Origin of the sequence: Spirosoma sp. KNUC1025, from assembly GCF_045160025.1 — a bacterium.
GTDB lineage: Bacteria > Bacteroidota > Bacteroidia > Cytophagales > Spirosomataceae > Spirosoma.
In genome coordinates this window covers 3716375-3731185 of the sequence record NZ_CP087139.1, presented here as the reverse complement: position 1 = coordinate 3731185, position 14811 = coordinate 3716375, and the positions used below count along the sequence as shown (strand labels likewise).

General features: G+C 50.3%; 9 protein-coding genes and 3 pseudogenes. 10 read left to right on the top strand and 2 right to left on the bottom strand.

The annotated features are described in order from the left end of the window. Positions 1 to 14 precede the first annotated feature (14 nt). A pseudogene (locus LN737_RS16255) lies at positions 15 to 1309 on the bottom strand (chloride channel protein). 267 nt (positions 1310 to 1576) lie between these two features. Between LN737_RS16255 and LN737_RS16250 the strand changes: the two are divergent. From LN737_RS16250 to LN737_RS16210, 9 genes and pseudogenes are all read left to right on the top strand, one after another. Continuing rightward, positions 1577 to 2494 (top strand): hypothetical protein, encoded by a 918-nt coding sequence (locus LN737_RS16250; protein ID WP_405510838.1) that lies wholly within the window; start codon positions 1577 to 1579, stop codon positions 2492 to 2494. A 32-nt stretch (positions 2495 to 2526) separates the two neighbouring features. Further along, complete coding sequence (locus LN737_RS16245; protein ID WP_405510837.1) at positions 2527 to 2745, top strand: copper chaperone; 219 nt, start codon at positions 2527 to 2529, stop codon at positions 2743 to 2745. 142 nt (positions 2746 to 2887) lie between these two features. Further along, on the top strand, positions 2888 to 4603 hold the full coding sequence (locus LN737_RS16240) for a lipopolysaccharide assembly protein LapB (protein ID WP_405510836.1): 1716 nt from the start codon (positions 2888 to 2890) through the stop codon (positions 4601 to 4603). Positions 4604 to 4895: 292 nt separating this feature from the next. Beyond that, positions 4896 to 6031, top strand: a pseudogene (locus tag LN737_RS16235) (efflux RND transporter periplasmic adaptor subunit). Between the two features lie 102 nt (positions 6032 to 6133). Further along, a complete protein-coding gene (locus tag LN737_RS16230; protein ID WP_405510835.1) occupies positions 6134 to 9367 on the top strand; it encodes an efflux RND transporter permease subunit in 3234 nt (1077 codons plus the stop codon). A gap of 70 nt (positions 9368 to 9437) precedes the next feature. After that, a complete protein-coding gene (locus tag LN737_RS16225) occupies positions 9438 to 10874 on the top strand; it encodes a TolC family protein (protein ID WP_405510834.1) in 1437 nt (478 codons plus the stop codon). Between the two features lie 96 nt (positions 10875 to 10970). Further along, entirely contained in the window at positions 10971 to 11546 is a 576-nt protein-coding gene (locus LN737_RS16220) for a fasciclin domain-containing protein (RefSeq protein WP_405510833.1), read from the top strand. A 34-nt stretch (positions 11547 to 11580) separates the two neighbouring features. Further along, positions 11581 to 13014: a DUF2254 domain-containing protein gene (locus LN737_RS16215; RefSeq protein ID WP_405510831.1), complete on the top strand. Its 1434-nt coding sequence runs from the start codon at positions 11581 to 11583 to the stop codon at positions 13012 to 13014. Between the two features lie 148 nt (positions 13015 to 13162). Further along, positions 13163 to 13371: pseudogene (locus LN737_RS16210) on the top strand (DUF1622 domain-containing protein). On the opposite strand, the gene LN737_RS16205 reads toward LN737_RS16210, so the two are convergent. Further along, positions 13368 to 13754 (bottom strand): type II toxin-antitoxin system death-on-curing family toxin, encoded by a 387-nt coding sequence (locus tag LN737_RS16205; RefSeq protein WP_405510830.1) that lies wholly within the window; start codon positions 13752 to 13754, stop codon positions 13368 to 13370. The pseudogene LN737_RS16210 and the gene LN737_RS16205 sit on opposite strands and share 4 nt — an antisense overlap. Positions 13755 to 14149: 395 nt before the next feature. On the opposite strand from LN737_RS16205, the gene LN737_RS16200 reads away from it, so the two are divergent. Further along, a complete protein-coding gene (locus LN737_RS16200; RefSeq protein WP_405510829.1) occupies positions 14150 to 14716 on the top strand; it encodes a hypothetical protein in 567 nt (188 codons plus the stop codon). Positions 14717 to 14811: the final 95 nt, after the last annotated feature.

Sequence of the window (14811 nt, the reverse complement as noted above, 5' to 3'; positions counted from 1 at the left end):
CTGTATTTGAGGTTCTAGTTTGTTTGTAGTTCTGGCTTTTCAGGTTTATCGGTAACCGCTTGCGCCATCGTTTCGCGAACGAAGCCCGTTTTTAAATGTTCATAAAACGATACGGGATCAACCAGCGAGGCCGCGCCCTGCGCCATTAGACCGCCTAGTAAAAGCTGAAAAATAGCGGAATGCCGATCCGTCATTTCCAGCACCAGAATGGCCGCCGTAAACGGTGAGCGGACAACGCCTGTCAGAAAACTAACCATACTCACCAGAATGATTAAGTTCGTATCGCCAGGGGCAACCTGTATCAGGCGGGAAAGTCCATCTCCCAGGATAGCGCCAGCGCTCAACGACGTGGCAAAAATGCCGCCCGCAGCCCCTCCGCTGTAACTGAGCGCCATCCCGACAAATCGAACCGGGAAGAGATACCAGGGCGTCAGGTGATCATTTTGAAACAATAGCCGATTAATAATGGGTTTGCCTGTTCCGACAGCGTCGGTACCAATCATAGCCGCAAAACCAGCTAACAGTAAACCACAGCCAGCTACCCATACCGCCTGTTCAGACAAGGTTCGAAATCGTCGGCGGTAAGCATTCAACCACAGCAAAGCGTTGGCAAACAGAGCCCCTGCCAAACCGCAAAAGATGGCTACCAGCACAACCACGCCCAGTACCCAGCCCGTCGAAGCGGTAACTTTTGGGAAACCCAGATACAGATAAGGCCCCTGAATGGCCTGGGCGGTCATACCGGCAATAATAACCGCCGTGAAAACCGCCGTCCTGAAACGGGTGATGTGCGTCTGGGTAAGCTCTTCTACGACGAAGACGATACCACCCAGGGGCGTGTTAAAGGCGGCCGCCAGACCAGCCGCTCCACCCGTGACCAGCGCAATCTGCCGGGATAATCGTGGCCACCCTGCCGGTTGCAGTCGGTTAATCGCCCGAAAAATAGCTGCTGAAATCTGTATGGTCGGCCCTTCCCGGCCAATGACCCCCCGCCGACCAGCAAAACGACGCTACTTAGTATTTTAACAACGGCAACCCGAAGACTCAGCAGATAGCCAATACGTCCATGCGTTGTCGGATTTGACAACTCGATACCAGCCATTACCTGCGGAATACCACTTCCACGGGCAGCGGGGGCCAGTTTGGCAACCAGCAGCCAGGCAATCAGGAAAGCTATGGGTGTGGTAATAAACGTTAAATAAGAATGCGCCTGAATCCAGGAAAAACTGATCTGCTCTGCCCACACAAAAAGCTCTTCGTAGCCTACGGCGACCAGTCCGGTCAGCAGGGAGGCCACCCAGAACGGCATACTCTGGAGAATAATCCGACGGACACGTTCGGTGTAGAGTCGCTTAATAACCTGTTGATCCATCCAGGCCAGTACCTGCGCATATCGGGAAAATCGGTTGGCCATACCGTGAAGTTTTAACGGATTTGACTAGATAACGCAAGGAGTTAACAGAAGATTAAGGCAAGGCTAAAGTCTAAGCAAATTCTAAGAACTCTTTAAGGCCTTTATAACCAGTAGACGTCACCTTTGCTTTCATCACACATGAACTTATAAACCATTACGTACATGGAAACAACGGAACGTAACCCCACAACCCTAGCCTGGGTGCTAGCCGCACTGATCGGCGTGGGACTGGCCGGAGGTCTTTACTGGCACAACAACCGCACCCTGACCAACCACTACAACCAGGCCGAACAACGGGCGGATTCATTATTATCCGTTAAATTTCAGCTTGAAAGTGATAAGCGCGATTTGAAAACACAACTGGAGACTGCCGCTGACGATAAAGACTATTTGACCAAACGTATTGATAATCTCCATGAACAGCTGGCCCAGCGCAATCAGGTTGTGAATACGTTACGCCAAATGACGACAGACCAATCGCGTACCATTCGGAACCTGAATCAAAACTTTGGCCGCTTATCGACCGTCCGGGATAGTCTGGAGAATCAGATGGTGGCGATGTACGACAAGATTAACTGGCAAAGCCAATCGAATGCCTTACTGCTGAAGCAGCAAAAAGAACAACAGCAACAGCAGAACCTTATGGACGCCCGGCTGCTGACAATGGCACCACGCTCGGCCATCACGGGCGATGCTTTCCTGGTTGAAGTTAGCAAGTCGAATAAAAAAATGACAGCTAAAGCAAAGAAAGCGAATACGCTGACCATTTCACTCAATATACCCTCTGTGCTGAAACTGGAGGGTATGCAGGAGGTTTATCTGAGTTTAACCGACGACCAGCAGAAACCAATGATGCCAGCGCTCCATACAGCGACGGTTACGTTACCGGATGTAAACGAAGTTATTCCGGTTCATGCAACGCAGGCGGTAAATTTCGCCCGCAACCCGCAGCGTGTTTTCTTTACTGTTAGTCCTGAAAGGGCCATTAAGCCGGGCATTTACCGAGCGTCTGTCTTCACAAAGGATGCATACCTGGGTGCCGTCGAATTTCGATTGCGGGACAGTTTCTGGTTCTTTTAGTTAACGGAAAACGAACGAATCAAGTTGATTTTATGGAAACACTAAATTTTAAGACAAACATCAAAACGAGCGATGACGTCGCTGCTGTTACGTTACCGCTGAATGATATAGAGCAGGTTAACGGATGGAATATAGATACTGACTCAGCTGACAAATTACTAACCGTACAAACCATTGACAATCGGATTGCCAGTCTAATAGAGCAGGCTATCCAGAAAGCGGGCTTTCAGGCGGAGCAGGTCATTACGTAATCTTTTCATGTGCTGTTATCCATCTTTTTCTAAGCCAATTCTAAGCAATCTTTAAGTTCGCTCTTAGGTCTGTGTGATAAGTTGCATACACTCCCCAACCGGCTGAATAAGCTGGTAGAGGACAACTAAACCGAAGCACAGCATGAAAACGCAACTGACAATTTTATTTCTCTCGGGTTTGGCGGGGGCTACTTTAGCGCAAGTGCCCACACCCGATGCGAATACCCTGATGAACCTGGGCCGTTTCGATGAAGCAAAAGCGACACTGGTTCGCAATGCGCAACAAAACCCATCCGTACAAACGTATTTCGACGCCGGTTACGGGTACCTGCGGGCAGGTCAGCCAGATTCAGCCCGTATCTGGTTTTTTAAGGGTATTCCACTGGACGAAAAACGGATTCCTCTTAATCAAACGGGTTCTGCCATTACGTATCTTGTTAAAAATGATATGACGAATGCTGGCCCAAAACTTGATGAGGTGGTCGCAAAAAGTAAAGGCAAAAACGCGGAGATTTTATTCCGAATTGGCGAAGCTTATACGGGTTATTTAACCCCAGGTAATGGGTCGATTAAGCCGATTTACCCGAAAGTCGTCAACGCGGCTAAAGCTATTGATTACCTAAACCGGGCTACCGAGCGGGACAAGAAAAACCCGGCTGTTCAACTGGCACTGGGCGATGCATACTACCTGAACAATGACGCCGGTACAGCCGTAACGCGCTACGAAAGTGCGCTCGAACTGGGTATGAATGCGTCGCGGGTGTACCAACGTATTGGTGATATTTACTGGCAGGGCCGTAACCTGAACCTGGCTGTCGAGAATTACAAAAAAGCCATTGAGGCCAATCAGAATTATGCACCGGCCTATAATCAACTGGCTGAACTTTATTTTCTGGTCAATCGCTACAAAGAGGCCGCCAATTACATTGACCAGTACGTAAACGTATCGAATGATAAGCGGCAGGAAACCCTGCTACGGCAGGCTCAGTTTCATTTCCTGGCCAAAGACTACCAGCGTACCGTCAATCTGATCGACAGCAACCGCACGGCTTTGGCGCAAAACCCCATTGTGTACCGGATCGAAGGTTGGGCCTACTCGTCACTGAAGGAGCCGCAGAAAGCAATTCAGAATATTACGACGTTCCTGGAGAAAGCGCCCGACAAAGCGATGCCCGATGATTACAAATACCTGGGCAATGCGTATTTAGGCATCGACAACACCGGCAGCGATTCGCTCAAAGCCATAAACGATTCGCTGGGCATCCTGAACCTGACCAAAGCGGCCCCCTTCGATACGACGGAGAATCTATACAGCGACATTGCCAAATATTATTACCGGGCCAAGAAACACCCACAGGCTGTAGCGGCCCTTGATTCGGCGGCCAAACACGGGTTCAAAGCTGACGTGCAGGATTTATTCCGCTACGGCATGAGCAATTATACACTCGGTTTTCAGCGCGATAGTGCAGGGAAACTGGTCCGCGATACCGTCCGCTTTGCGCTGGCCGACTCGGCCCTGGCCCTGGCACAGAAAGCCTCACCTGAATACGCGCCGACTATACTATACCGGGCCAAGGCACACTATTATGCCTATGCGCCAGAAGAAGCTGTACGTAATGGCAAAGCGAAACCTTATTTTGAGCAGTTCATCAGTCTGGTGGCCGATAAACCTGACGAGCGGACCCGCTACAAAAAAGATTTGATCCTGGCCTTCAAGTACCTGATTTCCTATAACGAACTGGTTACTAAAGATGCCAGCGCCCGAAACGAGTGGCTTCAGAAAGGGCTGTCGTTCTTCCCTGAGAATAAAGATCTGGCAAAAATTGCCGCACCGGAAACCGATACGGTCGATCAATAGCATTTTTTTCGTAGTTGAATATGTCTGATGTTCATACCGCTACCGGGGCTCTGATTCCTGGTAGCGGTTTTTAATTTACCCAGAGCCTATCGCCAGCAACAGTCAAACGAAGAAATTTTTTGTGCTTTTTTAAGTCGAATCACTCCATGCTCTCCACTTCTAAGCAAATTCTAAGAATTTTCTAAGCTGGTCTTTACTTGTGCGGGCGTATTTGCACAGGTAGCTAACGTAGTCGGCTTGTCAGGTTACTGTTTTTATCGCTACCTATTCATCGTTCAGACCAATATTCTCTATGCATTCCTATTCAGGTATACTTGCCCTGCTCATCAGCGCGCTGCTGGCCTCCTGCTCAGCGAAAAGCGAAAAAAAGCAGGAAGCCCCCCCCCAACGCTCCCGGTTATTCAACTCATAAATCAGGACGCAACCCTCGACCACGATTATGCCAGTAACCTCGAAGCAGTACAAAACGTAGAGGTTCGTGCCCGCGTGGCGGGTTATCTCGATAAAATTTTGGTTGATGAAGGGCAGCCCGTTCATAAAGGTCAGTTGCTTTTTCAGCTTAACCTAACCGAATATCAGGTCGAAGTAGACCGGGCCCAGTCGAGTCTGGAAAGTGCGATAGCCGATGAACAATCTGCTGAGGTGGAAATGGGACGGGTGAAACTACTGGTCGATAAAAATGTCATATCGCCATCCGAGCTAAAACTTGCCAAAGCCAAAATGGCCACTGCCCGTTCTGCTATTAACGGGGCTAAAGCGGCCTTAACAAAAGCTCGGTTTCACGTATCGTTGACCAGTATTCGGGCGCCCTTCGATGGGGTTATCAACCGAATCCCGTTTAAGCGGGGCAGTCTGATTGACGAAGGTGCCCTGCTAACCTCGATCTCCGACCTTCGCGAGATGTACGCGTATTTTAACGTATCGGAGAAGGAATACCTGTCTTTCATCAAAAAACGGCGCCATCCCGAAAAAACAACGGTTCGGGAAGTTGAGCTGCTCTTGGCTGACGATTCGACTTATCCATACAAAGGGAAAATAGAAACCACCGAAACTGAATTTGAAGACAACTCCGGTACGATTGCCTTCCGAGCCACGTTCCCGAATCCGAAACGACTGCTTCGGCACGGTGCTACGGGTAAAATCCGTCTGACTACTGATGTAGACGATGCCTTGCTGGTACCACAGAAAGCTGTCTTTGAAGTCCAGGACAAAAACTTCGTCTACATAGTTGATGCGAACAACAAAGTTAAAGTCCAAAATTTTGTTCCCAGTAGCCGGGTCGATCAGCTGTACATCGTTCAGTCGGGTCTTAAGCCAGGCGACCGAATCGTCTATGAAGGTATCCAAAGCCTCAAAGACGGCATGACAATTTCCCCTAAAGCGTTACCTACCAAGAGTTTACAAGCTATGTACGCCTTGGCTCGCTAATTAGAAATGAATAGTGTAGACCGGATAATGTAGAATGAACGAAGATAACTGATTGATAGTCAACCAGTAGCCAATTATTCATTATCCATTCCTCCAGCAATTATGTTTAACACCTTCATAAAAAGGCCCTTACTTTCCACGGCTATCTCCGTTCTGATTGTTCTGATGGGCGTACTGGCCCTGACCGGGCTGCCTGTTACGCAGTTTCCCGACATTGTGCCGCCTTCAGTGACAGTAACGACCAAATACACGGGAGCCAGCGCCGATGTGTGCGTAAAGGCCGTGGCTACACCACTCGAACGAGCCATCAATGGGGTGCCGAATATGACCTACATGACCTCGATTTCAGGAAATGACGGCACTACGCTGATCACCGTCTTCTTTAAAGTCGGTACGGATCCTGATCTGGCAGCCGTGAACGTGCAGAACCGCGTGACAACGGTGATGGACGAACTACCCGAAGAAGTGATTAAAGCGGGGGTCGTGACAGAAAAGGAAGTGAACAGTATGCTGCTGTACCTCAACATCGTCAGCGACGACCCTAAAGTAGACGAAAAGTTCATTTATAATTTTGCCGACATCAACGTACTGGCCGAGCTGAAGCGGATCGACGGCGTTGGTTTTGCCGCCATAATGGGTAGCCGCGATTATTCCATGCGGGTATGGCTCAAACCCGACCGAATGACGGCCTACGACATCTCACCCGACGAAGTAGTGGCCGGGATTCGCAAGCAGAATGTCGAAGCTGCCCCTGGTAAAGCGGGCGAAAGTGCCGATCAGGCTCCCCAGACGCTGCAATACGTACTCCGTTATACGGGTAAGTTTTTTGAACCAACGCAATACGAAAATCTTATTCTGCGCGCCAACGCTGATGGGTCGTTGCTCCGACTAAAAGATGTGGCCGATGTTGAGTTTGGCTCACTGGATTATGGCGTATTATCCAAGAACGACGGTCGCCCATCGGCGTCGATCATGCTTAAACAGCGGCCCGGTTCCAATGCCAGCGACGTAATTGCAGCCGTTAAAACGCGGATGGCCGAATTGAAAGAAAGCTCATTTCCGGCAGGCATGACCTATAACTACGCCTACGACGTATCGCGCTTCCTGGACGCATCTATCCACGAAGTTGTCCGTACGCTGATGGAAGCGTTTGTGTTGGTGTTTATAATTGTGTTTCTGTTTTTACAAGACTGGCGTTCCACATTGATCTGCGCGCTGGCCGTTCCGGTGGCCCTGATTGGGACGTTCGCCTTTATGAGTTCGATTGGCTTTTCCATCAATCTGCTGACCCTGTTTGCCCTGGTACTGGCCATCGGCATTGTGGTCGATAACGCCATTGTGGTGGTGGAGGCCGTTCATGCCAAAATGGAAGAGCCAAGGGCCGATGGCAGTCATTTATCGCCCCGGGCTGCTACGTTCGCAGCGATAGGAGAAATTGCCAGCGCCATTGTGGCCATTACCCTTGTTATGTCTGCCGTGTTTGTTCCGGTAGCGTTCATGACGGGTCCGGTCGGCATTTTCTATCGGCAATTTTCGCTCACCCTGGCTATTGCCATTGTTATTTCCGGCGTTAACGCCCTGACACTCACACCCGCGTTGTGCGCTCTTCTGCTCCGTCCCGTGCATGGCGAGAAAAAAGGACTACTTGGTGGTTTTTTTGCCCGGTTCAATCGGGGGTACGAAGCTTTAGCGAGCAAATACCAGAGCCTGCTACGTCGGATTGCGAAACGAAGCAGTATTACGTGGGGGCTGTTATTGCTGTTCATTCTCGGCACCTGGGGCGTTAGCATGATCCTGCCCAGTGGGTTCATTCCAACCGAAGATCAGGGCATGATATACGTCAACGTAACAACCCCCGTCGGCGCTACTGTCGACCGAACCGAAAAAGTGCTGGACGCCATTGAAAAGATTGCCTCCGAGCAGGAATCGGTCGAAAACGTATCGACGCTGGCGGGGTATAGCCTGATGACCGATGGCGCGGGGGCTTCCTACGGCATGGGTATGATTAACCTCAAGCACTGGGATGAGCGTAAGGAGTCGATGCAGGAGTTGATTGCTACGCTGGAAGAAAAAACCAAAACCATTACCGATGCCACGATTCAGTTCTTCCCGCCACCAACCGTTCCAGGCTTCGGTAATTCAAGCGGATTTGAACTGCGTATGCTGGATCGGGGACGTAGTGGCGACCTTACGGAAACCGCGAAAGTGGCCCAGAATTTTATTGCGGCTCTAAAAAAGCGCCCCGAAATCAGCGATGCCTTCACCAGTTTCGATCCGAGTTTCCCGCAATATTTACTGCACGTCGATCAGGAAAAAGCGTCTCAGAAAGGGGTCTCCATCGACAACGCCATGAGTACGCTGCAAACGATGATGGGCAGCTATTACGCATCCAACTTTATCCGGTTTGGGCAAATGTATAAGGTGATGGTACAGGCAGCGCCCAGCTACCGGACTAAACCCGAAGATGTGCTAAACATGCGGGTCAAAAACGATCAGGGCGAAATGGTTCCTTATTCCAATTTCATCCGGCTGGAACGCGTCTACGGTCCTGAGCAGATCACCCGGTACAACATGTATACCTCGGCGATGATCAACGGGGATGCTACCCCCGGCTACAGTAGTGGTGATGCGATTCGGGCTGTTCAGGAGGTGGCCGCTCAGACGTTGCCCAAAGGCTACGGCTACGAGTGGTCGGGCATGTCGCGGGAAGAGGTCGAATCGGGCAACCAGGCCTTGTACATTTTTGCCATCTGTCTGGTGTTCGTCTATATCCTGCTGATGGCGCAGTACGAAAGCTTGTTGTTGCCCCTTTCCGTTCTGCTGTCCTTACCGACCGGCATCTTTGGTTCTTTTTTCTTTCTGCAAATAATGGGTCTGCAAAACAACATCTACGCGCAGGTGGCGCTGGTGATGCTCATCGGGCTACTGGGTAAAAACGCGATTCTGATCGTTGAATTTGCCAGCCAGCGCCAGCGCGAAGGCCTCCCGATTCTGGACGCTGCCGTAGAAGGGGCCGTCTCTCGATTACGTCCGATTCTGATGACCTCGTTCGCCTTTATCGCGGGGCTGATTCCGCTCTGTATGGCATCGGGGGCGGGCGCGCTGGGTAACCGGTCCATCGGGACGGCAGCGGCTGGCGGGATGTTCACCGGTACGTTGTTCGGACTGATCATTGTGCCCGGTCTGTACGTTTTCTTTGCCAAACTCGCCGAACGGTTCGGTTCCAATAAACCGGCGGATGACGAATTCCAGAACCACAACATTCAGAAGGCCGACACCAAAACGGCTACTTTATCCACTCAACCGCACGTCAATGGCACCGTTATTCACTCCTAGATTAACTAAAACTACCCCCAACCCCCTAAAGGGGGCTAAAAAGGCTGTGTACAGATTCCCCTTTAGGGGGTTGGGGGTATCTCGTATAGCTGTTTTCTTTCTGCTGAGTATTGGCTTACTGAGCAGTTGTCAGTTACCCAAACCACTGCTCCAGCCAACTGCCCGGCCCATCCCAGTTTCCTTTGCGGGCCATACGGATTCAGTGGGTATTGCCAGCCAGAACTGGCGCACCTTCTTTGCCGACCCAAGCCTGGTTCAGCTCATCGACACAGCGCTGGCGAGAAATCTGGACTTACTTATCGCAACACAACGTATTGAAGCCGCCCGGGGTGCTTTTGAATACAATCGCGGGTTTCTGGCGCCCCAGATAAACGCCGTAGCGTCGGCGGGGGTTGACCGATATGGGAAATATTCCATGAACGGCGTAGGGAATTTTGATACCAACTTATCGGAGAACATCCGGGGCAATGAACGGATCCCAAACCCTACTCCCGATTATTTTCTGGGCGCCCGCAGTACGTGGGAGGTAGACATCTGGGGTAAACTCCGCAACCGGAAGAAAGCGGCTTATCTGCGCTTACTGGCTTCCGAAAAAGGGCGGCATGCGGTTATTACGTCCTTGGTAGCTGAAGCCGCCCGGTATTATTACACGTTGCTGGCGTTAGACGATGAACTGGAAATTATTCAGAAAAACATCGATTTCCAGCAGAATGCGCTTGAGCTGGTTCGCATTCAAAAAGAAGCAGGCCGGGTAACGGAACTGGCCGTGCAGCAATTTTCTGCTCAGTTGCTTAATACCCGCAGTCGGCAGGGACGGGTTCGTCAGCAGATCATCGAGAACGAAAATCAGTTGAATCGGCTACTGGGCCGTTATCCTGGACCGATTATCCGGAGTCAATCGCTTCAGGTGCGTGAATTACCGGGTCAGGTGCTGACTGGAATTCCGGCACAGATGCTCACTAGCCGACCTGACATCCAGCAGGCTGAACTCGAGTTGCAGGCGGCTCATGTGGATGTTGAGGTAGCGCGAGCAGAATTTCTACCCAGCCTGAATCTGAATGCGTATGTAGGCCTGAATGCTTTCCGAACGGCGGTCCTGTTTAATCCCGTTTCGATAGCGGCTGGGCTGCTGGGCGGCTTAACGGCCCCAATCCTTAACCGACGTTTTCTGAAGGGAAACTACCGCCAGTCAACGGCGCAGGCCACCGAATTGCTGTACCGGTATCGGCAGACGATTCTAAATGGTTTCAGCGAAGTGACGACGAATCTGCGTGGGGTGGAAAACTACCGACAGGTCGCTGACGTACAGGCGCAGGAAGTGTCGGTGCTTCAACAGGCCGTTTCGACATCGAAGGATCTGTTTTCCAGCGGCTATGCTTCGTATCTGGAAGTGATTACCGCGCAACGTAGCGTATTGGAAGCCGAACTAGCCCTGATCAATACCAAACAGAATCAGTATTTAGCCCTGACGGATTTGTACCGGGCGCTGGGTGGTGGCTGGCAGTAGAGGGAATCCTGAGCACATTAACCATTCCGTAGCATACTGGTTAAAACGTAGTTAACACTTCTGTTTCTATTAACTCATTTTTCTCAACGTTCAGTCATGAAATTACCTAGTCATCTCCTGTTTGGCTTTTTTGGCCTGTCCTTACTGGTTCTGTCCAAACCCACCCTTGCCCAAACCAATTCACCGGATAGTCCCATATTAAAAGCCAGTGGCATAAAGACCGGCACCAGTCTGGGTCTCAGCGCAGCTAAATCGGCTGATCACACTACGTTACTTCAGCTACTGAACGCATCGGGTTTACTGCAACAGGCGAATGGGAAAGGTCCCTATACCGTATTTGCGCCCACGAATGCAGCGTTCTCCGAACTTCCGGATGGAGAGCTAAATGAATTGCTACTGCCATCGAGCAAACAACGACTTATCCAGTTTTTGGCGTACCACGTCGTGAAAGCCCGATTGACGTCTAATCAATTGAAAGACGGCCAGAATTTAACGAACCTGACCGGGCAAATCCTGGTCGTTCATAAACAAGGGAATGGCATAACGATAAAAGACGGACGGGGTACGGTAGCCGAGATCCTACAGGCCGATATCCGAGCCACCAACGGCGTTGTTTACTCCGTTAATCGGGTTTTGCAGCGAGTTGTGAATAAAGGACCGATTGTTCGCTGAGAGTTGATACCTTATAGTCGTTAGTTGCACTTTTATGAAGTCGTTTAATCCTTCGAGCGACTTTTTTCTCTGCTACAAGTCGATCCCAACTATTCGGGAACTGACGGGTTTGATCAGTAGACTTTCGTTTTTTCAAATGCCAACCCGATTTCGCCAGTATTGGCAACAATTGCAGGAATCACTATGGTTTGTGCCAGGCCTGATGGTCTTGGGCTCCTTCGTGCTGGCCTATGGGCTGATTGAGTTTGATGCCCATACCAGTTGGCATGGCGAAAAACGATTCCCATTGCTGTTTGCGTCGGGGGCCGATGGCGCCCGTGGAATGTTGTCAGCTATTTCGGGCTCCATGCTGACCGTAGCGGCACTGGCCTTCTCGCTTACGCTATCCACTATTTCGCAGGTAAGCAGCCAATACTCGCCCAGAGTGCTGCGTAACTTTATGCGCGACCGCGTCAATCAGGTCGTTATGGGTTATTTCGTTGGGGTATTTGCCTACTGCCTGATTGTGCTGGGCACCATTCGGGGAACGGACGAAGTTAAGTTTGTACCGTCGACCGCCGTTCTGGCGGGCCTGCTGCTGGCGTTGGGTGGCGTTGCGGCTCTGATCTTCTTTATTCATCACATCGCCGAATCGCTCCAGACCGGCACGATTGTTCAGCATATTTTTCATGAAACGGGCAAAGCGACCGCCGAGTTGTTCCCTGATCAGTTTGGTGAACCGATTGATGACCCTAAAAAGGCCAAAGCCGCTTTGGAATATACCGATGGACAAACGGGCTGGCATCCAGTCAATACCAGTCAGGCAGGTTATTTGCAGTTGATCAATACGAATGGCTTACTCAACTGGGCGACTAAAAACCGGGTCGTTTTACGTGTTGAGAAAGAAATGGGCGCCTTTGTGGGCGAAGGCACGGTACTTTTCAGCGTTCGCAGTGGTATGGAACGGCCTGATCCAGAGGAAGCTGACTGGCCCGCTGATCTGATGGATTACGTTAGTATCGGACGGCACCGGAACGTAGAGCAGGACGTAGCGTTTGGCATTCAGCAACTGGTTGACATCGCTCTGAAAGCGCTATCGCCCGGCATCAACGACACAACCACCGCCATTATGGCTGTCGATTACCTGGGCGCCGTTAGCGAACAACTGGCCCAGCGCGAGTTTCCGGCCAGGCTGCGCTCCGACGGAAAGCATTTGCGGGTACTGGTGCGGAGCATGGACTTTGACGACTATATCCGACTGGCTTTCGATCTGCCACGTATCAACGCGAAAGGCAACCACGCCGTCCTCCGGCGATTGCTCAGAGCCCTGGCGTTGGTCAACGAAGCGGTTTGCTCCGACGACCGGAAGCCGATTCTAAAGCAACAGGCCGAACTGCTTATGGATTATGCCGACCAGACGCTGAACACTAATTACGAAAAGTATCAGGTGCGTGATCTCTATAAAAAACTAATGGAAACCTGGTCCTGACCGGCTTCATCTAATAGAAGGATTCATCAAAGCCGCTACGTTTCTGCTGGCCCGCTGGATTGAAGCCGGTGCGGCTATCGTCATTGCCATTGCCTCCCTGCGATCGTTAGGAAACTTTTTGTACGAGATCGTAACCGACCGGAGCCTGATGGTTCCTAAAGAAGAAATTCGGTTATCACTAGGTCGTTCGCTGGTTCTGGCCTTAGAGCTGGAGTTGGGCGCCGACATACTGAAAACGGCGGTGGCCCCACCTTGAATGACATTGGTCGGTTAGCGGCTATTGCCGTACTGCGAACGGCGCTCAACTATTTTTTGGAACGCGAACTACGTAACGCGGAAAAGCCGCTACCGAACTAAACTACAGTCTGAAGATGATCCATGAACCAGTCCTGCATGATTTCCAGCGTGTGCTCAGCTGAGGCTACGGCGAGGGTGAAATTGATTAAGATTTCGTCCGTGACGGAAGCGTTGAAATCAAATCGATTTAGTTGCAGGAAGATAGTCGCTGCCTGTAAACCAGTACGCTTGTTGCCATCCTGAAAAATATGATTGCTGATTATGTTGAATAAATACACGTCTGTTATCTGATGAATTTCTGGATAAAGTGGTTCACCAAACATTTCGGCTTGTACAGCTTCCAGTAAATAATCCAGATTTTCTTCATGCACAAAGTTGCCGCCAAATAAATGAACCTGATTATGATTAATGGCAATAACCTCAGCTTTCGTCAAATAAATCATCTTAAGCTAAGGCTTCCCACACCGCATTATATTTCATTGAGGTTTTAGCCAGTAGTTCTCCATCTTTTCAACCAGCTTCTTTTTTTCTCCAGCGTTGTCATACTTGTTCTGTTAATGCAAAAATACACTGTTTCCGGAAGTTCTCCGCGTTGGGGATCATGCAGCTGCGTTGGCGCATAAACGTAGCTACGTTTGTTTCCCGGAGTGTTTAGCCCTCAACCTCATTCTAACCAAATTCTAAGGTTTTATTAAGTTCAGTCTAAGTCGCCCGGTGTTATTTAAGTACTAATCAGGCTGTAACAGTCTGTTTGTCTGTTTCTAACGACTATTAACGATACGTAACCGTTCACGATTGAATTACGTCGGACCGCATTGTTACCATCCCGATGACAATTATGACTACCGAACAACACAAAAAACACGAAACCAGCCTAACAAAGCCCAGTTCCAGACTGACGCTTGCCCTTTATGGCGCACTCACTTTATTGGTACTTGGGGTGGGCTATCTACTATACAAGAATATCCAAATGACTAAGGAATACACCCAGGAGCGAGAATCCCTGCGCAGTGCTGTCCAGATAAATCAACGCGCTGTTGACCGCCAGCAACTGACGTTCGGCATGAAAACGTTCGTCTGGGCAGTACGTAACGCCTTGTTGCAGAACAAGCCAGGCGAAATCAACGAGTACTTCAACACGCTGGTTAAAGACAAAGGTGTTCAGGAAGTCCTGCTGGTTGACCCGGCCGGGAAGGTGACGATCTCGACTAATAAGAAAAATCAGGGAATTGGTTTCGCCAGCCGCTTTCCGGCTTATTTGCTTCAGCAACAGGACGTTTACTTCAACGATAAAACCACGTATGAGCTGTCGGCGCCCGTCACCGGCCCCAACAAGCGTTTGGGAACCCTGGTTATGTTCTACAAACCCACACCCGTTCTTACAGTCTCTTCGACTAATCGCTAAAGTTCCCGGTAAATTGCTGCACGCTTATTGACGTAAGTTCTCCGTCCGAATTGTATACGGCTCTCCTAACCTAGTTCTTACTAACAAGCCAGCTT